Origin of the sequence: Nonomuraea sp. NPDC026600, from assembly GCF_040638335.1 — a bacterium.
Taxonomy (GTDB): domain Bacteria; phylum Actinomycetota; class Actinomycetes; order Streptosporangiales; family Streptosporangiaceae; genus Nonomuraea.
In genome coordinates, this window is the sequence record NZ_JBEZYD010000026.1 from 123,628 (window position 1) to 147,328 (window position 23,701).

At 69.0% G+C, this 23,701-nt stretch carries 38 protein-coding genes; 4 read left to right on the forward strand and 34 right to left on the reverse strand.

Annotation, left to right across the window (positions count from 1 at the left end; translation table 11 throughout):
• Positions 1-55: 55 nt before the first annotated feature.
• From AB0F17_RS43180 to AB0F17_RS43195, 4 genes are all read right to left on the reverse strand, one after another.
• Complete coding sequence (locus AB0F17_RS43180) at positions 56-703, reverse strand: hypothetical protein (protein ID WP_358035646.1); 648 nt, start codon at positions 701-703, stop codon at positions 56-58.
• Between the two features lie 62 nt (positions 704-765).
• The gene (locus AB0F17_RS43185) at positions 766-1,017 is read right to left on the reverse strand and encodes a hypothetical protein (RefSeq protein ID WP_358035648.1); all 252 of its coding nucleotides are present in this window, start codon (positions 1,015-1,017) and stop codon (positions 766-768) included.
• Between the two features lie 10 nt (positions 1,018-1,027).
• Positions 1,028-1,183, reverse strand: coding sequence for a hypothetical protein (locus tag AB0F17_RS43190; protein WP_358035650.1), 156 nt, complete (start codon positions 1,181-1,183; stop codon positions 1,028-1,030).
• Positions 1,184-1,262: 79 nt separating this feature from the next.
• Positions 1,263-2,150 (reverse strand): hypothetical protein, encoded by an 888-nt coding sequence (locus AB0F17_RS43195; RefSeq protein WP_358035652.1) that lies wholly within the window; start codon positions 2,148-2,150, stop codon positions 1,263-1,265.
• Between the two features lie 200 nt (positions 2,151-2,350).
• On the opposite strand from AB0F17_RS43195, the gene AB0F17_RS43200 reads away from it, so the two are divergent.
• From AB0F17_RS43200 to AB0F17_RS43210, 3 genes are all read left to right on the forward strand, one after another.
• The gene (locus tag AB0F17_RS43200) at positions 2,351-2,902 is read left to right on the forward strand and encodes a hypothetical protein (RefSeq protein WP_358035654.1); all 552 of its coding nucleotides are present in this window, start codon (positions 2,351-2,353) and stop codon (positions 2,900-2,902) included.
• A 63-nt stretch (positions 2,903-2,965) separates the two neighbouring features.
• Complete coding sequence (locus AB0F17_RS43205; protein WP_358035656.1) at positions 2,966-3,310, forward strand: hypothetical protein; 345 nt, start codon at positions 2,966-2,968, stop codon at positions 3,308-3,310.
• 104 nt (positions 3,311-3,414) lie between these two features.
• Positions 3,415-3,798, forward strand: coding sequence for a hypothetical protein (locus AB0F17_RS43210; protein ID WP_358035658.1), 384 nt, complete (start codon positions 3,415-3,417; stop codon positions 3,796-3,798).
• A 185-nt stretch (positions 3,799-3,983) separates the two neighbouring features.
• Here AB0F17_RS43210 and AB0F17_RS43215 read toward each other — a convergent pair whose 3' ends face one another.
• The 26 genes from AB0F17_RS43215 to AB0F17_RS43340 all read right to left on the reverse strand — a co-directional run bounded on the left by AB0F17_RS43215 (position 3,984) and on the right by AB0F17_RS43340 (position 18,816).
• Positions 3,984-4,250, reverse strand: a complete 267-nt coding sequence (locus tag AB0F17_RS43215) for a hypothetical protein (RefSeq protein WP_358035660.1) — start codon at positions 4,248-4,250, stop codon at positions 3,984-3,986.
• Complete coding sequence (locus tag AB0F17_RS43220) at positions 4,247-4,792, reverse strand: hypothetical protein (RefSeq protein ID WP_358035662.1); 546 nt, start codon at positions 4,790-4,792, stop codon at positions 4,247-4,249. Before AB0F17_RS43220 ends, AB0F17_RS43215 begins: the two co-directional genes overlap by 4 nt.
• A complete protein-coding gene (locus AB0F17_RS43225) occupies positions 4,789-5,133 on the reverse strand; it encodes a hypothetical protein (RefSeq protein ID WP_358035664.1) in 345 nt (114 codons plus the stop codon). The genes AB0F17_RS43220 and AB0F17_RS43225 overlap by 4 nt, the downstream gene beginning before the upstream one ends.
• Positions 5,130-5,279, reverse strand: a complete 150-nt coding sequence (locus tag AB0F17_RS43230) for a hypothetical protein (protein WP_358035666.1) — start codon at positions 5,277-5,279, stop codon at positions 5,130-5,132. Before AB0F17_RS43230 ends, AB0F17_RS43225 begins: the two co-directional genes overlap by 4 nt.
• Positions 5,280-5,291: 12 nt before the next feature.
• The gene (locus AB0F17_RS43235; protein ID WP_358035668.1) at positions 5,292-5,942 is read right to left on the reverse strand and encodes a helix-turn-helix domain-containing protein; all 651 of its coding nucleotides are present in this window, start codon (positions 5,940-5,942) and stop codon (positions 5,292-5,294) included.
• Entirely contained in the window at positions 5,939-6,412 is a 474-nt protein-coding gene (locus AB0F17_RS43240; RefSeq protein ID WP_358035670.1) for a 6-carboxytetrahydropterin synthase, read from the reverse strand. Before AB0F17_RS43240 ends, AB0F17_RS43235 begins: the two co-directional genes overlap by 4 nt.
• Positions 6,413-6,420: 8 nt before the next feature.
• A complete protein-coding gene (locus AB0F17_RS43245) occupies positions 6,421-6,681 on the reverse strand; it encodes a hypothetical protein (protein WP_358035672.1) in 261 nt (86 codons plus the stop codon).
• On the reverse strand, positions 6,678-6,902 hold the full coding sequence (locus AB0F17_RS43250) for a hypothetical protein (protein ID WP_358035674.1): 225 nt from the start codon (positions 6,900-6,902) through the stop codon (positions 6,678-6,680). The genes AB0F17_RS43245 and AB0F17_RS43250 overlap by 4 nt, the downstream gene beginning before the upstream one ends.
• 110 nt (positions 6,903-7,012) lie before the next feature.
• Positions 7,013-7,906: a hypothetical protein gene (locus AB0F17_RS43255; RefSeq protein WP_358035676.1), complete on the reverse strand. Its 894-nt coding sequence runs from the start codon at positions 7,904-7,906 to the stop codon at positions 7,013-7,015.
• A gap of 69 nt (positions 7,907-7,975) precedes the next feature.
• Positions 7,976-8,554, reverse strand: coding sequence for a hypothetical protein (locus AB0F17_RS43260; RefSeq protein WP_358035678.1), 579 nt, complete (start codon positions 8,552-8,554; stop codon positions 7,976-7,978).
• A 20-nt stretch (positions 8,555-8,574) separates the two neighbouring features.
• On the reverse strand, positions 8,575-9,264 hold the full coding sequence (locus tag AB0F17_RS43265) for a histone-like nucleoid-structuring protein Lsr2 (RefSeq protein WP_358035680.1): 690 nt from the start codon (positions 9,262-9,264) through the stop codon (positions 8,575-8,577).
• Positions 9,261-9,611, reverse strand: a complete 351-nt coding sequence (locus AB0F17_RS43270) for a hypothetical protein (RefSeq protein ID WP_358035682.1) — start codon at positions 9,609-9,611, stop codon at positions 9,261-9,263. Before AB0F17_RS43270 ends, AB0F17_RS43265 begins: the two co-directional genes overlap by 4 nt.
• Positions 9,611-10,276, reverse strand: coding sequence for a hypothetical protein (locus AB0F17_RS43275; protein ID WP_358035684.1), 666 nt, complete (start codon positions 10,274-10,276; stop codon positions 9,611-9,613). Before AB0F17_RS43275 ends, AB0F17_RS43270 begins: the two co-directional genes overlap by 1 nt.
• Positions 10,277-10,329: 53 nt before the next feature.
• Entirely contained in the window at positions 10,330-10,971 is a 642-nt protein-coding gene (locus AB0F17_RS43280; protein WP_358035686.1) for a hypothetical protein, read from the reverse strand.
• Positions 10,972-11,025: 54 nt separating this feature from the next.
• Positions 11,026-12,081 (reverse strand): phosphoadenosine phosphosulfate reductase family protein, encoded by a 1,056-nt coding sequence (locus AB0F17_RS43285; RefSeq protein ID WP_358035688.1) that lies wholly within the window; start codon positions 12,079-12,081, stop codon positions 11,026-11,028.
• A gap of 10 nt (positions 12,082-12,091) precedes the next feature.
• Positions 12,092-12,478 carry a hypothetical protein gene (locus AB0F17_RS43290; RefSeq protein ID WP_358035690.1) on the reverse strand — a complete coding sequence of 129 codons (387 nt, stop codon included), beginning with the start codon at positions 12,476-12,478 and terminating at the stop codon, positions 12,092-12,094.
• Between the two features lie 87 nt (positions 12,479-12,565).
• Positions 12,566-12,916 (reverse strand): hypothetical protein, encoded by a 351-nt coding sequence (locus AB0F17_RS43295; protein WP_358035692.1) that lies wholly within the window; start codon positions 12,914-12,916, stop codon positions 12,566-12,568.
• Between the two features lie 122 nt (positions 12,917-13,038).
• Positions 13,039-13,386 carry a helix-turn-helix domain-containing protein gene (locus tag AB0F17_RS43300; RefSeq protein WP_358035694.1) on the reverse strand — a complete coding sequence of 116 codons (348 nt, stop codon included), beginning with the start codon at positions 13,384-13,386 and terminating at the stop codon, positions 13,039-13,041.
• Positions 13,387-13,508: 122 nt separating this feature from the next.
• Positions 13,509-13,670: a hypothetical protein gene (locus AB0F17_RS43305; RefSeq protein WP_358035696.1), complete on the reverse strand. Its 162-nt coding sequence runs from the start codon at positions 13,668-13,670 to the stop codon at positions 13,509-13,511.
• A complete protein-coding gene (locus AB0F17_RS43310; protein ID WP_358035698.1) occupies positions 13,667-13,894 on the reverse strand; it encodes a hypothetical protein in 228 nt (75 codons plus the stop codon). Before AB0F17_RS43310 ends, AB0F17_RS43305 begins: the two co-directional genes overlap by 4 nt.
• An 80-nt stretch (positions 13,895-13,974) precedes the next feature.
• Complete coding sequence (locus tag AB0F17_RS43315) at positions 13,975-14,892, reverse strand: ATP-binding protein (RefSeq protein ID WP_358035700.1); 918 nt, start codon at positions 14,890-14,892, stop codon at positions 13,975-13,977.
• Positions 14,889-16,007, reverse strand: coding sequence for a helix-turn-helix domain-containing protein (locus AB0F17_RS43320; protein WP_358035702.1), 1,119 nt, complete (start codon positions 16,005-16,007; stop codon positions 14,889-14,891). Before AB0F17_RS43320 ends, AB0F17_RS43315 begins: the two co-directional genes overlap by 4 nt.
• Before the next feature lie 445 nt (positions 16,008-16,452).
• Entirely contained in the window at positions 16,453-16,782 is a 330-nt protein-coding gene (locus AB0F17_RS43325; protein WP_358035704.1) for a hypothetical protein, read from the reverse strand.
• Positions 16,779-17,027 carry a WhiB family transcriptional regulator gene (locus AB0F17_RS43330; protein WP_358035706.1) on the reverse strand — a complete coding sequence of 83 codons (249 nt, stop codon included), beginning with the start codon at positions 17,025-17,027 and terminating at the stop codon, positions 16,779-16,781. Before AB0F17_RS43330 ends, AB0F17_RS43325 begins: the two co-directional genes overlap by 4 nt.
• Positions 17,024-17,617 carry a hypothetical protein gene (locus AB0F17_RS43335; RefSeq protein ID WP_358035708.1) on the reverse strand — a complete coding sequence of 198 codons (594 nt, stop codon included), beginning with the start codon at positions 17,615-17,617 and terminating at the stop codon, positions 17,024-17,026. The genes AB0F17_RS43330 and AB0F17_RS43335 overlap by 4 nt, the downstream gene beginning before the upstream one ends.
• Positions 17,614-18,816: an AAA family ATPase gene (locus AB0F17_RS43340; protein ID WP_358035710.1), complete on the reverse strand. Its 1,203-nt coding sequence runs from the start codon at positions 18,814-18,816 to the stop codon at positions 17,614-17,616. The genes AB0F17_RS43335 and AB0F17_RS43340 overlap by 4 nt, the downstream gene beginning before the upstream one ends.
• A gap of 325 nt (positions 18,817-19,141) precedes the next feature.
• On the opposite strand from AB0F17_RS43340, the gene AB0F17_RS43345 reads away from it, so the two are divergent.
• Positions 19,142-19,657: a hypothetical protein gene (locus AB0F17_RS43345; protein WP_358035712.1), complete on the forward strand. Its 516-nt coding sequence runs from the start codon at positions 19,142-19,144 to the stop codon at positions 19,655-19,657.
• A gap of 156 nt (positions 19,658-19,813) precedes the next feature.
• Here AB0F17_RS43345 and AB0F17_RS43350 read toward each other — a convergent pair whose 3' ends face one another.
• From AB0F17_RS43350 to AB0F17_RS43365, 4 genes are all read right to left on the reverse strand, one after another.
• Positions 19,814-20,158 carry a hypothetical protein gene (locus tag AB0F17_RS43350; protein ID WP_358035714.1) on the reverse strand — a complete coding sequence of 115 codons (345 nt, stop codon included), beginning with the start codon at positions 20,156-20,158 and terminating at the stop codon, positions 19,814-19,816.
• 80 nt (positions 20,159-20,238) lie between these two features.
• Positions 20,239-20,565: a hypothetical protein gene (locus tag AB0F17_RS43355; protein WP_358035716.1), complete on the reverse strand. Its 327-nt coding sequence runs from the start codon at positions 20,563-20,565 to the stop codon at positions 20,239-20,241.
• A 95-nt stretch (positions 20,566-20,660) separates the two neighbouring features.
• Positions 20,661-21,080, reverse strand: coding sequence for a hypothetical protein (locus AB0F17_RS43360; protein ID WP_358035718.1), 420 nt, complete (start codon positions 21,078-21,080; stop codon positions 20,661-20,663).
• Positions 21,077-23,662, reverse strand: a complete 2,586-nt coding sequence (locus tag AB0F17_RS43365) for a fibronectin type III domain-containing protein (protein ID WP_358035720.1) — start codon at positions 23,660-23,662, stop codon at positions 21,077-21,079. Before AB0F17_RS43365 ends, AB0F17_RS43360 begins: the two co-directional genes overlap by 4 nt.
• Positions 23,663-23,701 lie beyond the last annotated feature (39 nt).

The following is a 23,701-nucleotide window of genomic DNA, read 5'->3' on the forward strand; positions in this document are numbered from 1 at the left end:
GGTGGTTCCTGGGTGTGGGGAGCCGCGCCGTGTGGGCGCGGCTCCGCCGGGGCGGTCAGAGGGGGATCTCGGTGATGGTGGTCTCGGTGACGGGCTTCAGTTCGGGGCCGGGCGGGGTGACCTTGAGGATTTCGCGGTCACGGCTGATGGCCTGGAAGGTGAGCCGGACGACGCCGTCCCCCCGCCAGAGGGTGACCGTGGTGCCGGTGATGACGTCGAGCCGCTCATGTGCGGTGTCGGCGTTGGGGGCGTCCACCGCTGCCGTGACGCTGACTGAGAGGCCGAACTCGTAGCAGCGCTGCACGGGCTGCCCGGCTGGTGCCGACGTGGGCTCGGGCTCGGTCAAGCGGTGGGCGAAGAGGGCCCAGGACTCGCACGCCCAGTAGCAGGGCTGGCCGCGTTCGGCGTCGCAGTACCGGCAGGCGTACGGGTAGGCGACGGGCGGCCGGTCGCCGGGGTCGTCGGCGCGGGCTTCCTCGCGGTAGCGGTCGTACGCCTGGCGGAGGATGACGCCGGGGTGGACGCGGGCGCGTTCGAGCCGGTGGAGGATGTCGCCGATCGTGTCGCGGGCGGCCTGGTCGAGGTCTGCGTCGTTGCTGAGGTCGCGGTTGTCGGCCATGTAGGCGTCGTTGACGTAGGCGCTGATGGCGATGATGCCGCTTTCGGCTCGGTCGCTGTTGGTGGGGTCGTTCGTGGCGTTCACGGTGTTTCTTTCCAGTGTGGTGAAGGGCCCGTACGCCGCTCGTACGGGCCCGTGGTGATCGGTTAGCGGTTCCGGTCGGTGAGGTTGATGCGGGCGGCCAGGAGGTCGCCTTGGGCGCGCTCGTAGCGGTCTAGGAGTTTGGCGACGAGCGGCCGGGTCTCGGCGTCGCGGACGGCGAGCGCGTGGGCGATGTCGAGCGGGGTGGCCATCGGTACGCGGACCGCGATGCGCAAGAAGCGGCCCCAGTGGGTGACACTGCGGTGGGCCGCGCCGAGCGCGTGCTTGGCGTGCCAGAGTTCGGCGTCGGGGTGCATGCGGGGGCTCCTAGTGGCCGGTGTTAGCGCAGACCCAGCCGAAGCCGGGGGCGTAGCGGGCGGCGGGCGCGTCGCAGGTGCGGCAGTAGGTGTTCGGCGGGGCGGGCTCGTCGTCGCAGCGCGGCGGGAAGATCAGGTCCGTCAGGTAGCGGCGGCTAGTGCGCAAGGGTTCTCCACTGGGCTCAGGGGGTGGGGTGCCTGCCCCGGCGCGGATGGTGCCGGGGCAGGCGGGGTTAGGTCTGGGCTCAGTGGTGGCGTCCGCGCTTGCGGTAGACCTTGATGCCGATCCAGGCGACGGCGGCGATCATGGCGACGATGCCCATGAAGCCGATCACGCGGAGGATGGCGTCCCAGATGCTGCCGTCGTCCTTGGTGTCGGCGGACATCTTCTGGAATGCGAGCCAAGCCGCCGTGTAGTCAGGCTGGGCGGTCACGGTGGTGACCGGGGCGGCGGCGGTCGGGAAGGTGACCGTGTTGGGGTCGGTGCCGCTGGGGGCGGCGGTCGGGATGGCCGGGACGTTGTTGATCACGGTGGGCTGCTGGGCGGTGGCCGGTGCAGGGTCGGTGACCTTGACGGTGGTGGTCGCGCGGGGCTTGGCCGTGGCCGACTTCTTCGGGGTGGCGCTGGCTTTCGGCGACGGGGTGGCGGTCTTGGTCACGGTCTCGGTGGGCGTCGGGGTGGCGCTGGCGCTGGGCGTCTGCGAGGCGGTGGGGGTTGCCGTCACGGTCTCGGTGACGGTCGGGGTCGGGGTCGGAGCGGCGGTGGCCGTGAGGCTGACCTCGCTGAGGGGGACGCTGCCGATGACCGTGAGGGCGTAGTCGCCGGGCTTGTCGGGGGTGAAGGTCCCGGTGAGGGTGATCTCACCGAGGCAGGTCGGGTTGCCCGACTCCTTTGCGAGGTTCGTCTTGTCGCCTGCGGGGGTGCGCAGGGTCAGGGTGGCGGTGCAGGCGTCGGTGACGACGGCCTTGGCCGTAACCGGCTTGCCCGTGGTGAGGGCAGTGCCGGGGGTGGGGCTGGTGATCTGCCCGGTCTCCGCCGGAGCCGCGTGGGCGGCGGCGGGGAGGATGAAGAGGCAGCCGACCGCGAGGGCGACCAGAGTCGCGAACAAGCAGGTCAGAGTGGCGAAACGCATGCGTTTCCTTCCGGTGTGTTTCCTGCGAGAGCGCCGCTCGCTCCCGCCGAACAATTAAGACCTTAGCAGTGTTCTTTAATGGTGTCCACACAGGCAAAGAGGGGGATTGCCGATATAGACAACATTAAAGAAGACTGCTAATGTTTGGGGTGTCGGAAGGGAGCGAGCGGCGCTCCCCCAGCCGGAAGGAAACACCCCAGATGAGCAAGACCCGCGAGTCCTCGCACCAGACCCACCTCCTGTGGATCCAGCGGCTGGCGATCACGATGCTCACCACGTACTACGACCTCACCCCCGCTCACCTGCGGGAGGCGCGCGACCGGATGACGGGCTCGCTGGCGCTGGCGAAGCAGATCGCCGACCGGTACAAGGGCGACCACACCGCGTGGGCCCAGATCCGCAACAACGTCATCGACGCGCTTGCCCAGATGGGCCGCATCGTCGCCGTGGAGCCGGACTTCGCGCTGGTGGAGAACTACTTCGTGGAGGCTCGGGAGCTCTGCCGGTCGTACCTGGTGGGCTTGACCCACGAGCAGCGCGTGCAGCTCGCCACGTGGGAGAGGTTCGAGCATGCGCACCTGGTGGAGGAGTCGCACGAGGAGGGCCGCGACCCGGCGCTCGTGATCGTGCTCCAGCCGGTGTACGCACCGGAGACGCCCGCCAAGAAGCGGGTGCAGAGCAAGGCGAACGAGCGGTTCGCCGAGCGGTACGGAGAGTTGGCCGTGATCAACGTCATCTTCGCCGCCGCCTGATCGTCCCTCCTGGGCCCGCCCGAGCGGCGGGCGGGCCCCCTCCCCCGGAAGGAAACACCCCCTGTGAGCGCCTCGATTCTGCTGCTGCCCAACCGGCAGATGCGTGTCGTCAACCTGCCCGCCACCGCCTGCACCCTGCCCCTGACGCTGGACCTGCTCAACGCCTTCTCCGCCGAGCGTCACCAGCTCGCGCCGGACGTCGGCATGTGGATCGACCCGAACAGGCAGGGCCTGGGCCTGGGCGAGGGCAACATGCCAGCGAGCAAGCTGTCCGTCCGCCTCGGTGGCCTGTGGATCCCGTGGTACGGCCCGGCCCTGGTGTGCGGCATCGACGAGCAGGGCCACAGCCGCGACCTGACCGCCGACCAGCTCCGCCGCCTCGCCCCTTACCTGCTCCGTCTCTCCTGACCCCACGGGCTCGCCCGCGCGGCGGGCGGGCCCGTTCCCCTAGAAGCCACTCCCCTGGGCCCGTCCGAGCGGCGGCCGGGCCCATCTACCGGAAGGAAATCCTCATGCGGTTCACGCGTTCCGACCTCATCCGCGTGCTGTTCGATGCGCAGCGGCGCGGCGACATTCCCAAGGCCGACATGCGGGCGTTCCCGCCGCTCGCGCCGCTCGACCTCGACCCGCGCCATATGACGGAGGTGGACTCGGCCAACCGGGTCATCCGGGTGTTCGTGCTGTCGAGCGTCCCGCGTCCTGAACTGGCCCGCGCCTACTTCGACGCCATCGCCCGTCACCTGGAGGGCAAGTGGCTCCTGGAGGTGATCGCAGCGCACGGGGACGCCGCCGAGCACACCGCGCACATAGCGCAGTGGTGGTTCGAGGGTCCGGCTGAGCCTGTCCCGGCGCGTCCGGTCGCGTCGTCTCCGTTGCAGCCCGCCATCCCGGCCTGAACCGGGGGTGCGGCGCGGCGGGATCGGATAGCCAGCCATTCGCCCTTTAGTTGGGCGCTGGAGTTTCCCTCGCATGAGCGCCACCCCCGACAATCGAACGGCCCGCCAGCGTCAAGATCGCTGGCGGGCCGTTCCACGTTGCAGGGCAACGCATCTCTAGGGCGCGGGCCGCCACGCCGACGAGGTCAGGAGCTGGCCCCCGCAGGCAGCTCCCGATGGATGCCGAGCGCCAGGCGCGCGGCCTGTCCGTAGGCGTGGTGTTCGCCGCACGCCGTGCAGGAGGGGCGGCCGCCGGCCGCCGGGTGATCGGGGCACGGCTTGCGGCCGCGCAGGATGCGTTCGGCGATCTCGCGGCGGAGCGCGTCTTCCAGCGCCTGATAGGCGACGGCGATGCCGGGCCGGTCAATGACGGTGGCGGCGTGCCGGAAGGCGCGCGGGCTGGGGTGGGTCACGGGGTGGCCTCTCCCCCGTCGCTGTCGCCGGCCTGGACGTCGCGGGCGGCCTGGGCGACGCGATCGGCCAGGCCGGCGAGGTCTACGCCGGCGACAGCGACGGGCCCGCCGTCCTTGCCCGTGAGTTCGATGGCCTTGACTGGCTGGTAGCGGTCGCGGCGGGTGCGGGCGAGGTACTCCAGGGCGAGCTTGCCGTTCGGCGGCGTCCACTGCTCCTCTACGCTGCCGTCCGGCCGCTCGGCCCGCTTGATCAGCACTCCGCCCTTGAAGTCCTTGAAGATGACGTCCACGGCGAGGCGCTCGGCCTCCGCGCGGGCCTGCTCGACCGCTTCGGCGAAGTCCCTCAGGTCCTGGGGGGCGTCGTCTTTGGCGGCGTCGGCGAGCCATCGGTAGACGGTGGTTTCGCCCACGTTGGTGAGAGCGCACGCGGTGGCCAGGTAGAGCCCTTCGCGGATGTGTCCGCACAGCCGTTCCTGAAGATCGGGCGTGAGCTTGGTGCGGCGGCCGCCAGCGTGCTTGGTCTCGTCGTCGTCGGTGCTCATGGGCTGCTGCCTCGCTCGGGTGTCGGCTGGGTGGTAGCGGTGTAAGCGGGTTCGCCGTCACGCCACGGGTCGAGCTGGATGGAGAGGACGAGTTCCTGTTCCTCCTGGCATCGGCACGGCACGGCGAACTTGGGCCCGGCGAGGGCCATGTGATGTGTGCAGGAGCGGTACTCGTCGCGGTAGTCGAGCGATGCCCCCAAGGGCTCGGCGACGTCCAAGGTGATCGTGTTGCCGTCCGACATCGCGGCGGTGACCGTGAGCCGGTCGATCCTAGGGACGGCGTCGCGTACCCTGGCCGGCTTGAAGAGGGCGGTCAGGGGCACGCGGCGGTTGAGGCTCAATTGCCCTCCGTGAGGTAGGTCTCGAATCGGCGGGCGGCCTCCACGATCTCGTCGGGCTTGGCCTCGTAGGTGCCGACGTACTCGGCGGCCAGCTTGAGGCACTCCAGGCGGGCCTCGTTGAGGCACTTGGGGCCGAGGTAGGGCACTGCTGTCTCCTGTCAGTGGCTGGGGCACGCTGTGGCGCGCCATCTGGTGCGGTTGCTGTGGATCTGCCGCTCTACGAGGTGGAGCGCTTCTAGCGCCCGCAGGACCTGGAGAGTCCGGTCCCGGCCGGTGGTGAGGTGATCGAGCTGCACTCTCGCGACGCTGCGCGGGTAGATGCGTTGCAGGCTGGCGAGGATCTCCTGATGGTCGTTGGCGTGGCCGAGCGGCTCGGCTGCGGGGGCTGCTTGAGGCCCGGCGGGTGCTGGGGCTTGCGCGGTGTCGGCGTAGTGGCGTTCGATCTCGATCACGCCGTCCGGGTGCTGACGGATGATCTCGCGGATCATCGCCGGCGTGGGCGCGGCTGGTGGTGTGGCGATGTGCGTGGGCAGTTGCCGGAGGACAGGGGCAGGGGCGGGCCGCGGTTCGGTACGGGCACGGTCCACGGCGGAGCTGAAAGCGGGGTGGCGACGGCGCCAGAGGTAGACGGTGGACGGGGAGATGTTGACCTCGTGGGCGGCTTGGGCCGCCGAGTAGCCGGCTCCGAGCAGAGTGATGAGGCGGCCTTGCAGGTCGGGGGTGAGCTTGGTCGGGCGGCCGGGCCTGCGGCGTGCGTGGGTCACGTCGTACTCCTGGTGGGGTGCGCTGAAGGGATTGAGCTCGGTCATGCAGGCGTCCAGGTGGCGCGGTTGGGGTTAAGCCACGTGACGGCGTTAGTGAGCGTCGCGGCGACGTCCACGCGGGCGACGTGCGCGTCGGGGCGCGGGGTGTGCAGGTCGCAAAGCCACCGGTCTGCGTAGTGAGCGATGAGGGCGGCGACGGTCTCGACGGTCGGCCAGGAACTGGCGTGGCCGGCGCTGGTGTCGAAGACGAAGACGCGGCAACCTTCGGCGCGCAGGGCAGGAAGGAGGGGGTCGCCGGCGCCGAGCATCGCGCTGTGGTCGAGGTGGGTGTCGATCCAGTCGCGCATCAGAGTCTTGTAGCTTCCGAACTCGACGAGGACGCCGGTGTTCAGGGTGGGGGCGGCGATGGTGACGCTGGCCCGCCAGGTGTGGCCATGCAGGTTTGCGTCCTTCCCAGGCAGGTTCGGGAGCCGATGGGCGGCGTCGAAGGTGTGGGTGAGCTGGGTGGAGAACATGCGGCGTCCTATCGGCTGGTCTTGACGGTGGTTCGGGCAGGCGCCTGCCGTGGGCGGCGGGCGCGATAGGTGCGGTTCGCCGCGCGGATCGCGGAGAACGCGATGAAGGCGGCGGTAGCGGACCACAGCACGCCGGACAGCACGCCTGTGGTGGCGATCGAGGCGATGAGCAGAGCGGCGATGACGAGGTTCCGTATGAGGGTGCCGACGAAGGCGCCGCAGCCGGCGAGGAGGGCGGCGTCCTCGTCGTCCAGGTTGGGGGCGTTCACGCGGCCGCTCCGGCGGGGATGCGCGGGGTGAACCACGGGTTGGGCGGGGTGATGCGCGGGATCACGGCGGTGTCGATGCTGGCCTGGTCTGCAGCGGCGGCCGAGGCTGCGGCTGCGTCCCAGGGGGCGCGATCGAACAGGCCGGGGTGCTCGGCAAGGAGCTGGTCGTAGATGGGTGTGCCGGTGTCGGCCAGCGTGGGCGGCGTGGTGTGGGCGATCATGCGCGGGAGCATCCCGGGCGGACGGGGTTAACGTCTCACTTCGATTTGCTGGGCCAGTGTCGCGCGAACGCCCTCACCGCGCGGGGCGGTGAGGGCGTTCGCGGAAGGGGCTACTTGACGGCGGGGGCGTACTCCTCCGCGCCGTCCCACACGTAGCCGTGGCCGTGGCAATGGTTGCACGCCTTCGCCGATGCCGAGCGGACGACGTCTAGCCAGAACTCCACCTGCTTGTCCCAGTTCTTGAGGGCGTCGGCGTGGCTGGCGCCCTGGACGCGGTCGGGTACGGGCAGGTGAAAGCTGCGCTCGGCCTTGATCTCGCGCAGTTCGGGCTTGGGCTTCCTGCGCCGGTTGAGCGTGACCGGGGTGACCCACTTCTGCTCAGGCATTTCGAGGGGGACCCTGATGTAGACCTTGAGGACCTGGTCTTGGTTGAAGCAGTACTGGACGTTCGGCATGCGCTTGATGCGGTCGGCGAGGTGCTCGCGTAGGCCGGACAGGTAGCCGGGGAACAGGTGCCGGTACTCGGGCCGGTGCTTGAGGGCGTTGGGCAGGCTGGCGGTCCACGGCGGAAGGGTCTTGTCCTGGGGCGGGAGCAGGGCGTCTTCGAGGATGGTCCACGGGCCGTCCACGGGGAGGATGGTGGGTTCGGCCGGTTCCTGGACAGCGGAGTACATCGCGTACATGACATCGGTGTCCTGGGATGACTGCCTGAATTGCTCGGGCGTGAGGGTGCGCGGGAAGCTGGCGCTTTCGGCTTCGGGGTCTTTCAGGTCCCAGCGCACTGTGACGTCCATGTTGGGGATGTGGACGACGATCTCGTGCGGGCCGGCGCTGGTGGTGCCCCACCAGCCGGAGACGTTGAGCTTGGTCATGGGCTCGCCGTTGGCGTAGGCGGTGGCTGCGTCGCCGCGCCAGTTGTAGTTGCTGGTGACGGATGCCAGGTAGTACATCGACATGCCGTCCTGGGCAAGGACATAGCGTTCGTTGATGTCGGGGGTGGTCACGTGGTGGTTCCTTCCGGGTACCGGGCGGGGAGCGCCGCGCCCGTACTGGTCGGGCGCGGCCGGGCGTGGTCAGGGGTAGAGAATCTGCTTGCCATCGGGCAGGAACACGCGGGCGTCGCACTTCTTGCAGCCGAAGTGATCGGTCTCCCAGTTGCCCATGTCGCCGAAGTCGGCCACGATCTCGCCGTCGTCGAGGCGGAGGCTGTTGGTGCGGCTGGTCGCGTCGTGTTCGACGATCGTGTCTTCAGCCCGGCAGTACGGGCAGACAAGGTGCCCGTTCTCCACGGTCACAGTGTTCGACGGGTCGGCCCAGAAGTCGTCCGGGAACGTCTCGGCGAGGATGGGGCGAAGCTGGTGGAGGTGCTCCATCAGGGCGTCGAGGCTGGCGACGGAGGCGAACCGGAGCGCCAGGCCGTAGGCGCCGAGCTCGTTGGCGCCGCTGGCGTCGGGGATGACGAGGCTCGCCGAACGGTAGCGCTGGCCACCGGGCCGATAGCCGGGGTCGTCCACGTCGGACTCCGACTGGCAGGTGTACGGCGTGAGCGGGTCAGAGCGCCTGTGGGTGGCGAAGTCGATGGTGAGGGTGTCGGCGCGGTGCGAGCGGGTGGCGCTCGCGTTGAGCATGGGGGTGTCGTCGGTGGCAGTCATGGTGCCATTCCTTTCGGCGGTTAGGCGGTGGGGTGGGCAGCGTCGTACTGGTCGCGGATGTGGCCGGGGATGCGGCCGAAGTCGCCGATGCCGAGGTTCTGGGCCTTGGCCCAGGCGCGGATGGCGCGGTCGCGCTCGCGGTCACCGGAGGGGGTGCGCTTGGGCACGCCCAGGGCCTTGGCCTTCTCTTCTGCGGCGGCGAGCTCCAGCTTCAGCGTGGCGACGCGGTCGGCGGCGGTCTGCTTGGCGGCTTCGAGCTGCGCTGCGGCGATCCGGCGCTCCTCCGCCTCTGTGAAGAGGGTGTGGAGCTTTTCCATGGCCTTCCGGGCGCGGTCGAGTGCGGCCTGCACCTGGCGGTCGTCGCACTCGGCGGCAGCGGCGAGCAATTCGCTGGCGTTGTACGGCTCGGCGGGCTCGTCGAGGTCTTCCACAACACGGGGGCGGCCGATGAACTGGGCGGCCAGGGCCTGGAGGTCGGGGGCGAGGACGGGCGTGAAGTTCTCGCGGTTGGGGTCGGTGGCGCGCTGGGTGGTGGAGTGGATCTCCCATCCCTGCTGACGGGCGAGGGCAACCAGGTGGCCGAGGGCGACGCCGGTTGCAGCGGCTGCGTCCTTGGCCTGGTGGCCCTGGGTGAGGAGGAGCAGGGCGCGGGCGTAGGCCGGGGTGATGGGCTGCTGCGGGGTGGGCCCTTCGGCCACGGCGGCGGTCATAGGTGGGTGTCCTTCGGGTCGGTGGTGAGCCAGCCCGCGCGGGTGCGCAGGGTGGTGATGAGTGGGGTGGTGACGAGCCAGGCGTGCGGGTCGTCGCGCATCTCGGCCGTCTCAGAGGAGAAGGCGACGATGTCGTAGGCGACGGTGTCCACGTCGGGGAGCGGCGCCCGGTCGATGGCGGCGGCGGCCGCGTTAGTGACGTCGCCGGCGTGGCGGTGGAGCCAGGCCAGGACCCGGCGGCAGTACGCCGGGTCCATGGCGGCGATCTGGTGCTCGCGTCCGTCTCCGTCGATCCAGACCTGGTCCTGGTCGAGCAGGTCGAACCAGTCCATGACGTGATCGCTCATCAGTCGAGGTGGTCGCGCCAGGCGTCGAGCGGCTGCTCAGGGAGGGTCGCGCCGGGGTGGCCGGGGATCACCCTGGGCATGATGAGGGCGAGAAAGACACCGCCAGCGGTGGCGATAAAGGGGCGGTCGCTGCCGCGCAGGTGGATGTTCATCGGCTTGCGTGGCTTGGCGAGGACCTTCGCCGGTCCGAGTCTCGCCAGGTGGGATGCGTCGATCATGAAGCGGTCGGTGAGAACGTCGTCGGACGTCAGGTGGTCGGTGATGACGCTGCGCCAGGGCAGTTCGCTGGGGCGGGCCGGGAGCCGAAGCTCGGTGCGTCCGTAGGCGAGCGTGATCTGTTTCAGTTCGATGGCGAGGGAGACGCGCATCTTGTCCTTGATGTCGTCGAGGCGGCAGGCGATCGTGTAGGCGGGCACGGACACGCGGACGGCGAAGTTGACGGACGCGACGGTGAGCGGCTGCCGGACGACGGCGATCGTTCTGCGATCGGTGCCGATGAACAGCAGTTCGTTGTTGACGGCCTCGATGTGCAGGTGCGTGATGGGGGCCGGGGCATCGTCCTCCTCACGTTCGGCGACGAACGGGAGGATGGATCCGGCCAGGGCCTTGAAGCGGGCTCCGCTGGTGTTGAGCAGCGCGGCCGGGCCGGTCACGGTGATGGTCACGGGGTGTTCTCCGGTGGGTGGCGGGGCGGCAGTGGCGCCGCCCCGGCGGGTTGTCAGTCGGTGGCGTCGGGCGTGCTGGCCTTGTCGGCGGCGATCTCGTCGATGAGGTCGCGGGTGTTGCCGTGGCCGTACTGCTCGATCAGGTAGGGGATCTGGGTGCCGAGGCCGTTGTTGTTCGTGGCGCTGGCGTGCTCGCTGGCGACGTCGTGGACGGTGTCGTACAGGTCGTCCTGCCTGATGCCTCGGTGCTCGGCGTAGCCGACCAGCCCTTCGAATTCGAGGGCGGCGAGCGCGAACGCCTCGCACATCTCGTTGCGCTCGGCGATCAGGCAGGAGAAGACGGCGCGGATGGCGGGCTCGCCGGGGGTGGCGTTGGCTGTGTCCTTGAGGTCCACCATGTTGATGAGGTCGGACTGGAGGGTGAGCCGGTGGGCGAGGTTCACGGCGAGGAGGAAGTCATCGTTGCGGCCGTCAGCGACGTACCAGAGCTGAATGTCGGTGATGGCGTCGATGCGGCGCTCGTCGTCCTCGAACAGGTTCTCTCGAAGCGCGTTGTGTGCCCGGATGAGGACGTTGTGGACGCTGTTGAAGTCCTCGACGGTGAAGCCGTTGACCCATGGGGTGTCGGCGAGCAACAGGGCCCACTGGGCGTCTGTGAGGGTGATGGTGCTGGTGTCGCGGAGGGTGTCGATCACGGGGGTCCTCGGGTGTGGGGGCCGCGCGGCTGTGGGCGGGGCGGCCGGGATGGGTTAGGCGGCGAGGTCCAGCGCACGGCGCGCGGCGGCCACGGTGCGGGTGGTCTCGGCGGTGGCTTTCGCGGCGATGCGCGTGGGCGACCACATCGGGACGGGCTTCTCCTTGGTGAGGCTCTTTTCGTGGCGGCGGCGCTGAATGGTCTCGATGCGGGTGTAGGCGAGCTGGTAGACCTGCTGCCGGGCCTTCTCGGCGTCGTCCGGGGCGGTGGTTTCCAGTTCGGCGGCGTCGAGCGCGGCGCGCATCTCGGCCAGGGACAGGTCTTGCTTGAAGCTGTGGCCGATCTGCTGCTCGGCCTGGATGAGTTCGGCGAGGAGTGTGGGCCTGCGCTGCGCTGCGATGGCCAGGTCCTCGACGGTGGCGAGGACGCAGAACGAGCAGGACAGGCGGGTCATCCCCCAGGAGTAGGCGGCGTGCGGGCGGAGCCCTGCCTCCTTGATCTGGTCCCAGACCTGGTTCCACGTCCAATCCCGCAAGGGGTGCCAGCGGTGGATGGTGCGGTTACTGCTGGAGTGCGAGGTGTCCACAGCCAGGATTTCCATGCCTGCGCGCCGGTCGGACTCCTCTCCTCTGATGCCGAGCGCGTACAGAACCTCGACCGGGCGGTCGGTGATGCCGAGTTGCTCACGCAGCTCGGTGACCAGTTCCGTCACGAGCTTCATGCCCTGGGAAGTTTTTTGATCTGAGGTGCACCATCGCGCTGAGCTGGATGGCCAGTTATGGCGTTCGTTGACGAGTTGGTGCCACAGTCCGCCTAGTTCGCGCCTGCGGATGACGAACTCGAACCCGTACTTGTCGGTGTGCTCGCGGGCAAGTTCTGCCACTTCTGGCCACTCGATTGGCTGCCCGGAGGGGGTTTTGCCGAGGTCGTTGTGTTGCACCACGACGCGGCCGGTGTAGTCCTGATCCTTGATGAGCTTGGCGACGTAGGCGAGCAGCGCCATGGAGTCTTTGCCCGCGCTGCTGTTGATGACGATGACGTCGTAGGCGTGCAGGTTGACGAGGAGGGGCGCCGGAGGGGCGAACTCCGGCGCGTCGAGCGTGAGCTGCATGGGCCTGCGGTCAGGCGGCCATCGGGAAGGCGGCGGCCAGACTGTCGAGTGCTGGCGAAACGCGGCTCATCACGTCGCCGAAGGGCCGATCGACGTGGTGGTGCTGGGTGAGTACGACCCAGGCGGCGATGCTGACGGCCGAGATGTCGGCGCCCTTGAAGGTGCCGCTGGTGAAGGCGATGGGCCAGCCGTTGGTGTCGTCGGCGTCGTCGGCGAGGCGGTTGACGGTGACGTCGCCGGTCTGCTCGTTGACGATGACCTCCGCCTGCTGGTGGCGGTAGGTGCGCAGGTACCAGTGGCCGGTGTCCTGGTCGCCCTGCTCGATGACGCCTTCGGGGAAGCCGAGGTGGGCGAGCTGGGGGGCCAGGAAGCCCTCGTACGGGGTGGTCATGCCCATGGTGGTGGTTGTCCTTCCGGTCACAACTGGGAGTGCCGCTCACTCCCGCTGACAGATCAAAACTTTAGCAATGTTCTTTAATGATGTCTACACGGGGCCTGAGTTGAATGAGTCCTCCAGTGCGACCAGCGCATCCGCCTCCTGGCCCTCGTGCTCGACCAGCACGGCAACGATCGCCAGGTCCCGGCGGGCGATGTGGAGGTCTTGGCCAGTGCGGGCGCGGGCGGCGATCGGCGCGAGGACCTGGCGTAGGCGCGCGAGGCGACCAGCAAGGCGCCGCTTGTCCTGCTCGGCCGTAAGCGCGCTCGTCACCGCTTCGGCCTGGGCGATGCGCAGCTCGGAGATCCGCCGGCGGGAGAGGATCCGAGAGCGGAGCAGCAGGATCAGCGCGATGTTGATGCCGATGATGTAGAGGACCAGCGCCGTTCCGGGCGTCATTGCATCGCCCCAGGTCGGGGTCGGCCTTGCTGTGGTGCGGGCATGAAAAATCCTCCCGGCGGTGTTGGCTGGCCGGGAGGATGTCGCGTAGACGCGACTAACGTCTCGCTTCGATTGGCTCGCTAGGCCGCGACTGGTAGAGCGGCCTTCCGGCGACGAGAGGGCGGGTTGGCGCGCAAGCCGGTTTGCTTGAGATAGCGGCGGATGGTGGATTCGCTGACGCGGTGCTGTGTGGCGATCTCCGCCACGGTGAGCCCCGCCTCGTGGTCAGTGATCACCTTGGGCGCATTGACGTGCTTGGGGCGGTTCTGTGGGCATCTGAGGGGTATCTGGGCGGCGGCAGCGATCTGGGAGATTCGCGCGGAAGTGAGCCCGAACTCGGCGGCGATGTCCTTGACGGGGATGTCGCCTTGGTAGAGCGCGATGATCTGGGCGTCGCGGTCGATGAGGTCGGTGGTGGTGGTTGCCACGGGGTGCTCCTGGGCGGGGGTCTGCCAGTGGGTGCCGCACTGGCAGACGAGGCGGGGGTCGTCGGTGTCGTCCGGGTGGCGCCCGGCGCAGGCCGGACACAAGGACGGGGTCGGGTCGCCGGTCATGGTTGGTGCTCGCAGATGCGCGTCACGGCGAGGGCGATGAGCCAGGCGAGCAGCGCCGCGGGGACGAGCCACGGGTGGGCGCCGGTCGTGGTGGCGACGGTGATGGCGGCCGCGGTGACGGTCCAGCCTGTCCAGAACGTGATGTCGAGCGGGGTCATGGGGCGCTCCGGTCGGGGGCGGCCGCAGTGGGCGGCGTGTAGTGGAAGTAGTCGTAGTGCTCGTTGAAGCCGTCGAGGGCTCCGCGTTCGGTGTCGGCTTTCTGCGGGCGGCCTTTGAGGGGGCAGCGGGGGACGAGGCAGCGCCAAGTGCGGCCGGGGTTGGGCGTCTGGGTGACTTTCGCGCCGCTGGGAGGGGGCGGCGTTTGGGCGGGACCAACCGGCACGCGTTCACAGCCTTTCTGCGGGCCGCTGCGGCGGCACATGAACATGTGGCCTGTCCAGGCGGGGGTGATCGGGTCGGCAGTCACCACGGCGCGGGCTTCCGGAAGGATTCGCCGAGGACGCGCACGACGGTGGCCTCGTGCATGATGCGGTGGACGATGCGGGCGCCGTACCGGTCGATCATGTTCGGGGTGACGGGCTGCTGCTCCTTCGGAGTGTCAGCGAAGCCGCGCTTGTCGTAGGGCAGGTTCGTGCTGAGTCCGGTGCGGCGGCGGTTGCGGACGCGGGCGTCGATGAGCCGGTAGAGCTGCTCAAGCGTCCACTCACTGATCTTTTCCGCGCCGAGGTCGTCGAGGAAGAGAAGGTCGCAGCGCTCGGCGAATTCGTAGGCGCGGATCGACCCGCCGGGGCGGAGCTGGTCGTTGAGGTCGGCCACGTTCCAGGCGATGGTCCACATGTCGCGGCGTACGGCCTCGTTGCACACGGCGAACCCGGTGTGGGTCTTGCCGAGGCTGTTGTCGCCGACGAGCACGAGGGTGCGGGAGTCGGTGTCGAGCCAGCGGGAGACGCGGCCGTCCGGGTCCTGCTCGGGGAGGAGCCCGGACAGGGCGGCGTCGGCGTAGTCGGCGTAGGTGCCTTCGAGGCAGCGCCGCCACGCGGCCTGGCGGAACTCCCGCTGCTGGGCGGACACCGACGCGGCGGTCTCCTCGCGGGCCTGCTGGCAGGCCGGGCACGCCGGGCGCTGGCCGGGCCTGCCGGTCTTCGGGCAGGTGCAGGCGTCGCCCGATGCGGTCGCCAGCGGAACGACGTTGCTGCCGCGCTCCAGCGCGGCGAGGGCCTTGGCGCGAGCCTCCGGCGACAGGGCGGCCAGCCACGCGGGCGTGCCAAGGTCGGCGTGGGGGACGTCGGCGGGGTCGGTGCGGCGGTCGCGGGCCTGGGCGAGCAGGTCCTGATCGTCACGGTCGGCGGGGTCGCCTGCTGCGATGGCGGTGACGGTCATCCCCATGCCTTCCTGTTCTGCTCGTTCGTCGAGTCGTCGGGGTTGTAGGGGGCGAGGTGGTTGCCCGGGGTCTGGTTGCGGTTGATGGTCCGCACAGGGGCGATGCCGCGCACTTCCATCAGCGCGTCCTCGAACACGCTGAGGTGTGGGAAGCGCTTGCGCTTGATCCGCAGCGCGTCGGCGATCTCCCGCTGCGTGTAGTCGTCAGCGAGGGCGGTTTCGAGCATCTTCACCAGGCCGGGGAAGCCGGTGCCGTTGGCCGAACGGCCGATCTTCGGCAGCTTCGCCTTATCGCAGTCGTCCCACCACCACTGGGCAACCTGCGTCGCCTGGTCGAACCGGAGCTGCTCCTCGGGGGTGCGCTCCTTCGCCTTGCGGGTGCTTGGTTTCTTCTTCGCCGTGGCGGCGGGAGGTGGCGTGTCGTCGCCGAGAAGATCCTCCTGCTGCGCCTCGCCCGCAGGAGATGCCGACGAAGGAGGCATCTCCTGAAAAGAGGAGTTATCTGAAGGGAGTTCTCTAGGGGAGTTGGGGGATTCTGAATCCCCTCTGGCGGGATTCACAATCCCCCCTGGCTGGGATTCAGAATCCCCCCTGGGCGTCTCCGGCAGGGGGGACTGAGAATCCCCTCTAACCTCGGATGCCTCTTCCTGCTGGTCGCGCGGCCCGAGCGAGCGCGGCCGCCGCTGCGGCACCTTCGTGCCCTTGTCGCTGCGCGATGGACGTTTCGGGGCCGGCGACAGGTCGGGGCGGTCGTCGGGCTGGAGCGGCGGGCGGCCTTTGCGGGCGCGCTCGCTGTTGACCTGCTCCATCTGGGCGGCGCTGTACCAGGAGTGCGGGATCTGGATGTCGTAGACGACGGGCCGGTACCGGATGTCGATGTAGGCGGCCACGGACTGGTCGCCGAGCTTGATGAGGCCGCGCTCCTCCAGGTCGCGGAGCACGCGCTGGACGGTCTTCGGATCGCACATCGCCGCCTGGGCGAGCGTGCCCTTGGACTTGTAGGCGTCACAGCCGTCGTCGTCGGTCCGGTGCGCGAGGGCGACGAGGACGAGTTTCTCGGTGGCGCTCTTGACCGGGGCGTAGTACATGGCCCAGTCACTGGACAGGTAGCTCACGCGTTCGGCCCCTCAACGTGCAGGTCGGAACGCATATAGAGCACAGGGCAACCACGGGCAGCGTCAGCTACGCTCACGGTGGCCTCCTTATGTTGCTGTGGAAAGTTGCTGAGGGGGGCACCCAGGCGTCAGAGCGTTGGCGCGCTCTGCCTGGCTGCGACGGCGGCCCCGTGTGGGGCCGCCGTTGTGGCTAGAAAGCGGTCGGCAGGATCGCCGGAGCCGCTGAAGTTGATGGGGTGGGGCAGCGCACAGGGGTCACGTGGGTCCTCCTGGTGGGGTGGGGACGCTTCCTGACGGCGCGGTCCTCGCGGGCACGCCCGCTTGCAGACAGCGTTGATCGGGCGGTGGCCTCGTCGAGGACCGCGCCATCAGGGAGCGCACGCACCCCACCAAGGGGCAGACGTTTACGTCTGCCTACGACCCAGCACGGGCAGTGTGATCTGCGTCACGCCACGGCGGGGGTAGGGGTCACGTGCCAGTGGCCCGCGCACGGCGCGACCACACCACCGACGCGGTCCGCGTACGCCTGCGCGCCGCGCTGCTCGTCGAACACGGGGCTGGTGTCCGTCTGGCAGCGCAGCCACGGTCTGCGAGCTCCGGACTCGTCGATCGCCCCGCCGATGTGGAAGCCCTGGCAGGAGTCGCACACGTAGGTGTGCTTCTTCTCCCCCCGGTGCGCCTGCCGCGCGACCCTGCGGGCAGAGCGGCGGGTGCCGTACCGGATCTTCCCGGACTTCATGCAACGCACGAAGGTGACGTCCTCGCCCCGGCTCATGACGTCCTCCCGTGCGCGCCGCTCAGGAGCCCGCGCCGTGCGCTCTCGCTCTCGCCGCCCCACACGCCGTGGGGCTCGCGGGACTCGATCGCCTCGTCCAAGCACCTGGCCCGCACCGAGCAGCTCCCGCACACCTGCTTGGCCTGGGTCTCGGCCGCCTCCCCGGCTTCGGTGTCCGGGGACGCGATGGGGAAGAAGATCTCCGGATCGACGTCACGGCAGGCCGCGCGGTACATCCAGCTCATTGCGGGTTCCTCTCCGCGTCGGTCGAGACGGACAGGCCGGGCAAGGTGGCCAGGCCGGTCAGCAGCGCGTGCGCCAGCGTGCGGATGCGCTCCGGCGCCAGCACTTCGGCGACGAGCTGCTTGTCCAGGTGCTTGAACGGGGTGGGGTCGCCCTTCTTGAGGACCAGGCCGGGCACGACCTCGCCGTGCCGGTCCACGGGCGCGCCCATCTTCAGCGCATGCTTCTTGATCTCGGCCACCACGGCGGGCGCCAGGACCTGCACGGTCAGCACGTTGTGCCGGTAGTGGTCCGAAGCGAGCGCCCACGCCACCAGGCGCGGATCGTCGGGGGCGAGCTCGGGGGTCGTCTTGCCGTCGTTCATCTGGGTGTAGCCGAGACGGGTGCCGCCGATCCAACCGCTCTGGCGGTCTTCCACCGGCATCACCGGCTTGCCGCTCTCCTCGATGGCGGTCAGCCCGTCATCGCCGAGCGCGATCAGCGCCTTGCTGATGAGCTCCAGCAGCCGTCCCGCCAGGTACAGGCTGGAGGCAGCCTCACGGTCCACCACGGCGGGCGCAAGGCCCGCCGTAGTCTGCTCGACGCTCGTCATTGCGCACCTGCCGTGGCGTCGTGCGGCTGCCCGTACGGCAGGCCCAGGCTTGTGCGGCGCTGCTCCAGCATCCGGTAGACGTGGACGTAGTCGTGCTGGCTGACCGCGCCGTCCGCCTTCTCCTGGCGGAGGTTGGCCTCCACGGTGTTCAGGTCCTGCTCGGCATTCTCGCCGCCGCCGATGCCCGCGATGGCGTGTGCCCACTGCGCCACGAACGCCTTGTCGTCAGGCACGTACTCGGGCGCGGGCGGCGAGTCCTGCGCCTCCCTGGCGGGCTGCTCCGGGGCAGCGGCCGGGCGGGTGCGCCTGCGGTTCTCCTTCTTCGCCTGCTCTCCCTCCCGGACGATCAGCGCGCCGAGCGCTTCCACCTCGTCGTGCTCGTTCAGCACGGCCGCGCGCAGAAGATTGGACTTGCCCGCCAGCCTGTGCAGTTCGCGCAGGTCGTCATCCGTCATCGCGGGGTCAAGCGCCTGGTCGCGGATGTCGAGCGCGTCCGGCATCTCCGCCCCGCTGCCGAGCCAGGAGGCGACCAGCTTGCCGAGGTCCTCCCCCGGCTCCTCGATCGCAGCGCCGACCGGGATGTCCAGCACTCGCGACTTCGTCACGGTGCCCGCGTGCGCCATGTCCAGCGACAGCGTGAAGTGGAAGTCCGCGTCGAAGTTGTCGCGCTGCTCCGGCTTCGTCCCGTACTTGACCACGCCCATCCGGCCCTCGCCGAGATCCTGGAGCTGATAATCCGCCCGCGTGCGCAGCGTCACGATGAGGTGGCCGGGGAAGGACAGCAGCGCGTCGAACAGGTTCTGCTCAAGCTCTCGGGTCTCGCCCCACGCCTTGTTGTTGTTGCCGTTGTACTTGTTCAGGGTCAGGTGGTCCACCTGGGACATCAGACCGCCCCGGCCGGACCAGAACGCGGTGCCGGAATCCACGACCAGCGTGTGGATTCGCTGCTCGGCGGCGACGGCAAGCGCCTCGATCAGCAGGTTCGGCTTACCCGAGTTCATGGGCAGGTGGACGAAGTCGAAGTGCTCGGCGTACAGGGCGGCGGAGCCACGGTTGGTGTCCACGACACCAACCGTCCCGCCCATGCCCTGAGCCATCCGCAGCGAGGTCCACGTCAGGCCAGAACCGGACGGGCCCTGGATCACGACACGCGACTTGAGCGCGACGCGGACGGGAGCCTCGAAAGCGAGGTTGCTCACGTGTTTCCTTCCGGTTGTGCGGTCGGAACTGGGGCCGCTCCCCTGCTCCGACCACGGCTGAAGTGCCGACCAGACCGGAAGGTCAGCGGGTGAGGCGCATGAAACCGCCTCGCCCGGGTTACCGTCCCGATCCGGCCGCACATCAAAAAACTATACTGGCTCTTTAGTCAGCCTAGTCCGGAAGACGGCACCCCACAAGTCTCAGGTTTGATCGCAGACCCCTGGGAAAGTCCCCCAGCGCGCCCTAAAGTTGGGGCGGACGGTCTACCCTTGAGCCGTCACTCAGGAGCCCCCGCAGCTTCCCCACCCTCGGAGGTCCCGCCCGGTGCCAAACGACGAAGTCGCAATACGCGTCGCCCCCGAACTCGACGGGCGTCAAACCGCACGCGTCGGCTACAGCAACGTCGCCAAGGAAATCGCCGACCACGCCGCCAGCAAGGTCACCACCCGCGACGACGCCAACGCCGCCCCGGGGGACTTCATCGAGCACGCACGCCAGACACAGCGGATGGCGATCGAGATGCTCCACCGCGCCGTCACGGTCGAGCGCATGAACGGCACCGATTGGGAGATCATCGCCCAGAAGCTGCGGCTACCCCTCGCGCAAGTGCTCGACCAGTTCGAGCACTGCGACCTCACCCACCTGGCCGAGCAAAGCGGCGAGACCGGCGTGTGGCGCGCCCTCGCCGAAACCTGCGTCTCCCCCGTCCCGGGCATGTGCGACCCCCACCCGGGCAAGGTCGCCCTCGAACTGGACGACTGGTACAAGGCCTACGCCGCAGGACAGCCCGGCGACCCCGCCGGCGCTGCCACTCCCAACCCAGTCTCAGCCCACCTGTAGCCAGCCGCCGGCGGGGCGGCCCAGAAAAAAGTACGCCGCCCCCCAGCAAGGGCTTCACGGCATGCGCGAGGAGCGGCCTCTACACGAATGCCACCCAAACCGGGAGACGGCGTACCACCGGAAGGAAGCTCAGGGAGCTCACCTTCGCCGCAGAGTTTAGGCCCTACGGTCCTCCCGCAGGAACTCCTCGTAACCCGTGTACGGCTCACGCTCCGCCGCCGACGCCTCGCCCGAACCGCCAGACTCCGAGCCCGCGGCCGCGCCGTACGCCGGGCCCGCCACGAAACCGACACTCAGCAGGAACTTGCCGAGCCACGCCAGAGACGGCACCTTCTCCAGCAGACGCGCCAGCGTGTAATAGCCGCTGATCGCCAGACCGGTGACGACCGTGGTCGTGGCGTCCACGTCCAGGTCGAGACCCTTCGCGCCGAGCATCGCCGCCACTGCGGCGACCCAGACCGGCACGTACGTACGCAGATGAGACTTGAAGAAATCGGACATCGCTCTGCCCTCCATCGGGGGTTGTCGTCCATCGACCCCGGGAGGATGCCGCCCCGGCCGAGCTAGCGTCCGCTTCCGCTTCACTTCCCGATCAGGTTGAACACCAGCGTAACCACGAGACCCGCAACGGTGATCGCCGTAGCAATCCACATGTTCGTCCGCCGCGACTTCTCCGCGGACTCCTTCCGGCCGGCCAGGTCCTGCTCCACCAGCCGCAGCCGCGCCTCCTGGTCGCCCTGGGACGTCTCGAGCTGCCCCACCCGCTGACTGAGCAGCGCGCCGGCCGCGATCTGGGACCGCCACTCCGCCGCAAGCTCGCGAATCTCCAAGCTCAGATCACCAATCCGACCCTCTACCCGCTGAATCAGCCGCGACAACTCCCCCGTGGTCGGTTCCTGATCCGTCATCACTGCCCCCGCGCGCCGATCGACCTCTGCCTGTCGAGCGGGCATGCTGCCGAACCGGCACCGTTACCGTCCCAGCCCAGCAGCACACGCCCACGTCAGCGATGCCACGCACCCAGCACCGTCACCGACACCGCGCCCGAACCCGACGTCCGGCGGGCCCGCACCTCGACCCGCTTCCGGTCGCCGAACTTCCACGAGGCAGCCAGGAACCCGGACACGGTGATCGTGCCGGCGGCCGTGGACGTCTTTGTGCCGATCGCCACGCCGTCCACCGCGAGCTGCACCTCCAGCACACCACCAACGGTCACGTCCACCGCCAACGAACTGCCCGAACGCGGGAACACGCTCCAGGCAGCCACCTCGAAACTGGTGCCCGACACCGATGTCGCCTGCGTCGAGAACGTGACCCCGCGCATCCCAATCTGAAGCTCCAGCCGCTTCACCCGCGCCTGGAGGTCCTTCACCAGCGCCACCAGGTCGTGCAGCCGTTGATCGCTGGCCTTGATCTGCGTCACGACAGGCCCCCGATCGGCAGCGACTCGTCCACGGTGGTGGTGAGCTCCGCTGTCGTCACCGTCACCCGCTCGCCCTCATCGGTGTTCGGGTCCACCCGGATGCTGATGATCTTCATTTCGCGGTCCAGGCCCGGCGACCCGTCCGGCCTCTCCGGATACAGATGGTCGTGCTGAATGATTACCGGCACGTTCGCGCCGAGCTCCCAATCCCACCAGCGGACATTCGTCCCCGGCACGAGCGTGAACTCGAACACCATCCGCGCGCCCTTCGACGCGTCCGCGGCCCGCTGCGTCTCGTCCTTCAGCGCCTGCGGGCTGGTGAGCCCCTCGAACGTGTAGGCCTGTTCCAGCTTCGGCCAGCCGGCCGCGTGCAGGTCGTCCCGCACCACCTTCTCCAGCAGCACCCCGCCCTCGCTGAGGGCGAGCTTGCCGTAGACGACGGTGGCCAGGCCCGGCCTGGTGCTGCGCCGGAACTTTGCCACGTTGCCCGGGTACTCCAGCGTCAGGATCGACGACGGCGGATCGTCGCGGTTGACCCTGGACAGCTCGAACCTGGGCCGGTCGTTCTCCGGATCCCACGCCGGCTTCGCCCACCACTCGAACCCGCCCGGCGCCGCGGCGATGTCTCCGATCTGGTCGCCCGCCCGGGAGAAGTCCTCTTCCCTGTACTCGCGGTCCACCGGCGTGGTACCGACCACGCCGGACGTGACGAGCCACCGCTTGTCCGCCTCCCCGCCGGTCAGATTCAGAATCCAGTCGATCTCTGAGTGGGCCAGCGTGCCCGTCCTGGGCCCGGTGAAGGGGATAAAGCGGCGCTCGTAGATGCCGGTCACGTCCTCGACGCTGATCCGCAGAATGCCCGTCTCAGAGTCGTAGTCGGTCGGGTCCACCACGCGGCCGCCGCCGACGAACCGCTCCCCGCGGTAGATCAGCAGCATCGTGCGCTCGCTGCGCGTGGCCGCCTCGACCCGGCCGACCGTGTAGTCCTCGTCATACAGCGGGATCTCGGCGCTCAAGCTACCGGCACCGCTGAGCGCCAGCTCGAAGGACACGTTCTGCAACGGGAGGCTGTCGAGCGGCCGGTGAGAGGCCCAGTCGTACAGCACATACTCATACGGCGGGGTGCTGCCGCTGGAGTCCTCCAGCGTGGTCGCCGTCAACGGCACCTTCACGGTCCGGTTGCCGAGCTCGTCCACCGCGTCCACGCCCAGGCTGTACGTGATGCCCGGCGTGAGCTGGGTGAAGGTGAACACCTGGCTGGCCGGCCCCACCTGCGCGATGCGGATCGCCCCCAGATACAGGCCGTACCCGTCGAGGCCCACGTTGTCGTCGCTCGACGGATCCCACGTGATGGTGACTGCGGTCTGCGTGACCGCGACCAGCCGCACCGACCCGGGCAGGCTCGGCGCGGTCGTGTCCGCCTGAGCGCGAACGGTCTTCGTCCCGATCGCCGACCGGTTGCCGAGCAGATCCTTGGCGTCCACGCCGATCGTGTAGAGACCGCCCGCCGTGAGCCCGGTGAACGTCCTGGCGCGCGTCGTCTGGTCCGAGCCTTGCTTCTGCCCGTTCAAGAAGATGCCGTAGCCGGTGATCGTCGTCTGGTCGTACGGCTGTTCCCAACCGACCGTGATGCTGCCGGCCGCGAGCGCCGTCACTCGCACCACGGGCGTCTCGGGCGGGGTGGTGTCGTTGATCGGCGTCAGCGTGATGCTGGCCTTCTCCGACCGGTTGCCCTTCCCATCGACGGCGTCCACCTCGACGGTGACCGGCACCCCCGGTGTCAGCCCAGAGAACGTCTTCGTCATGGACGACTGGTCGCTGCCGTCCTTGGCACCGTTGCGGTAGATTCCGTACCCCGACACGCCCGTCCCGGAGTCGCTGGACGCATCCCAGGTGACAGAGAGCGACGTCGGTGTCATCGCTGTCAGCCGCAGATTGCCCGGCATGGTGGGCGGCTCTTCGTCCGGCGTGGGCCCCCACGTACCAGCAGCCCACGCATAGTTCGGCGTGCCGGACGGCAGACCGGTGATGAGTTGCTGCGACCACGACACCGACCCGGACACGAACTCATCCGCGGCCGACGTCGAGTAGACGCGTTTGACCGCCCCGTCGTTCCAGTCGCGGAACACGTACCCCTTGTGTGTGTAGCCGGACGGCCACGAGGCTGAGGAGTTGTCGCTGCCCTGCACGTAGACGGCGCAGCCGATCAGCGACACGCACCCGTCCGGCAGGTCCGACGCGCTGTAGGACGCGGAGCCGGAGTTGAGCCCGGTGCTGGAGCCGTAGAAATGGTCAGCGTCGGACAATTCGTACATCCAGATGCTGATGCGGTCCGTCGAGTCGCTGACGTTGACCGTGACGGACGAGTCACCTCCAAAGGAGATCTTGCTGAGCATGCGGATGCCGAACGTGTGCCTGGTCCACTCGTGCTCCTCGTAGCCGCCCGAGACGCTCGTCACGGCCGAGTAGCTGTTGACGAACAGCACGATCCTGTTGCCGTAGCCGACGCTGCCGAAGGAGTACGTGTGGCTCAAACTCGGCGACTGCGTGTTGTACGGCGTAGCCATCCTGACCAGCGACATAGCAACCCCCCGTGGCCGATGCCGTGATGAGGGCTGCAC

Bases quoted from the DNA above. Each gene is read 5' to 3' on its own strand.
- AB0F17_RS43185 (WP_358035648.1), bottom strand. From the start codon at position 1,017: ATGCACCCCGACGCCGAACTCTGGCACGCCAAGCACGCGCTCGGCGCG.
- AB0F17_RS43195 (WP_358035652.1), bottom strand. From the start codon at position 2,150: ATGCGTTTCGCCACTCTGACCTGCTTGTTCGCGACTCTGGTCGCCCTC.
- AB0F17_RS43200 (WP_358035654.1), top strand. From the start codon at position 2,351: ATGAGCAAGACCCGCGAGTCCTCGCACCAGACCCACCTCCTGTGGATC.
- AB0F17_RS43210 (WP_358035658.1), top strand. From the start codon at position 3,415: ATGCGGTTCACGCGTTCCGACCTCATCCGCGTGCTGTTCGATGCGCAG.
- AB0F17_RS43220 (WP_358035662.1), bottom strand. From the start codon at position 4,792: ATGAGCACCGACGACGACGAGACCAAGCACGCTGGCGGCCGCCGCACC.
- AB0F17_RS43235 (WP_358035668.1), bottom strand. From the start codon at position 5,942: ATGACCGAGCTCAATCCCTTCAGCGCACCCCACCAGGAGTACGACGTG.
- AB0F17_RS43240 (WP_358035670.1), bottom strand. From the start codon at position 6,412: ATGTTCTCCACCCAGCTCACCCACACCTTCGACGCCGCCCATCGGCTC.
- AB0F17_RS43250 (WP_358035674.1), bottom strand. From the start codon at position 6,902: ATGATCGCCCACACCACGCCGCCCACGCTGGCCGACACCGGCACACCC.
- AB0F17_RS43260 (WP_358035678.1), bottom strand. From the start codon at position 8,554: ATGACTGCCACCGACGACACCCCCATGCTCAACGCGAGCGCCACCCGC.
- AB0F17_RS43265 (WP_358035680.1), bottom strand. From the start codon at position 9,264: ATGACCGCCGCCGTGGCCGAAGGGCCCACCCCGCAGCAGCCCATCACC.
- AB0F17_RS43270 (WP_358035682.1), bottom strand. From the start codon at position 9,611: ATGAGCGATCACGTCATGGACTGGTTCGACCTGCTCGACCAGGACCAG.
- AB0F17_RS43285 (WP_358035688.1), bottom strand. From the start codon at position 12,081: ATGCAGCTCACGCTCGACGCGCCGGAGTTCGCCCCTCCGGCGCCCCTC.
- AB0F17_RS43290 (WP_358035690.1), bottom strand. From the start codon at position 12,478: ATGGGCATGACCACCCCGTACGAGGGCTTCCTGGCCCCCCAGCTCGCC.
- AB0F17_RS43295 (WP_358035692.1), bottom strand. From the start codon at position 12,916: ATGACGCCCGGAACGGCGCTGGTCCTCTACATCATCGGCATCAACATC.
- AB0F17_RS43305 (WP_358035696.1), bottom strand. From the start codon at position 13,670: ATGACCCCGCTCGACATCACGTTCTGGACAGGCTGGACCGTCACCGCG.
- AB0F17_RS43315 (WP_358035700.1), bottom strand. From the start codon at position 14,892: ATGACCGTCACCGCCATCGCAGCAGGCGACCCCGCCGACCGTGACGAT.
- AB0F17_RS43325 (WP_358035704.1), bottom strand. From the start codon at position 16,782: ATGAGCCGGGGCGAGGACGTCACCTTCGTGCGTTGCATGAAGTCCGGG.
- AB0F17_RS43330 (WP_358035706.1), bottom strand. From the start codon at position 17,027: ATGAGCTGGATGTACCGCGCGGCCTGCCGTGACGTCGATCCGGAGATC.
- AB0F17_RS43335 (WP_358035708.1), bottom strand. From the start codon at position 17,617: ATGACGAGCGTCGAGCAGACTACGGCGGGCCTTGCGCCCGCCGTGGTG.
- AB0F17_RS43350 (WP_358035714.1), bottom strand. From the start codon at position 20,158: ATGTCCGATTTCTTCAAGTCTCATCTGCGTACGTACGTGCCGGTCTGG.
- AB0F17_RS43355 (WP_358035716.1), bottom strand. From the start codon at position 20,565: ATGACGGATCAGGAACCGACCACGGGGGAGTTGTCGCGGCTGATTCAG.
- AB0F17_RS43365 (WP_358035720.1), bottom strand. From the start codon at position 23,662: ATGTCGCTGGTCAGGATGGCTACGCCGTACAACACGCAGTCGCCGAGT.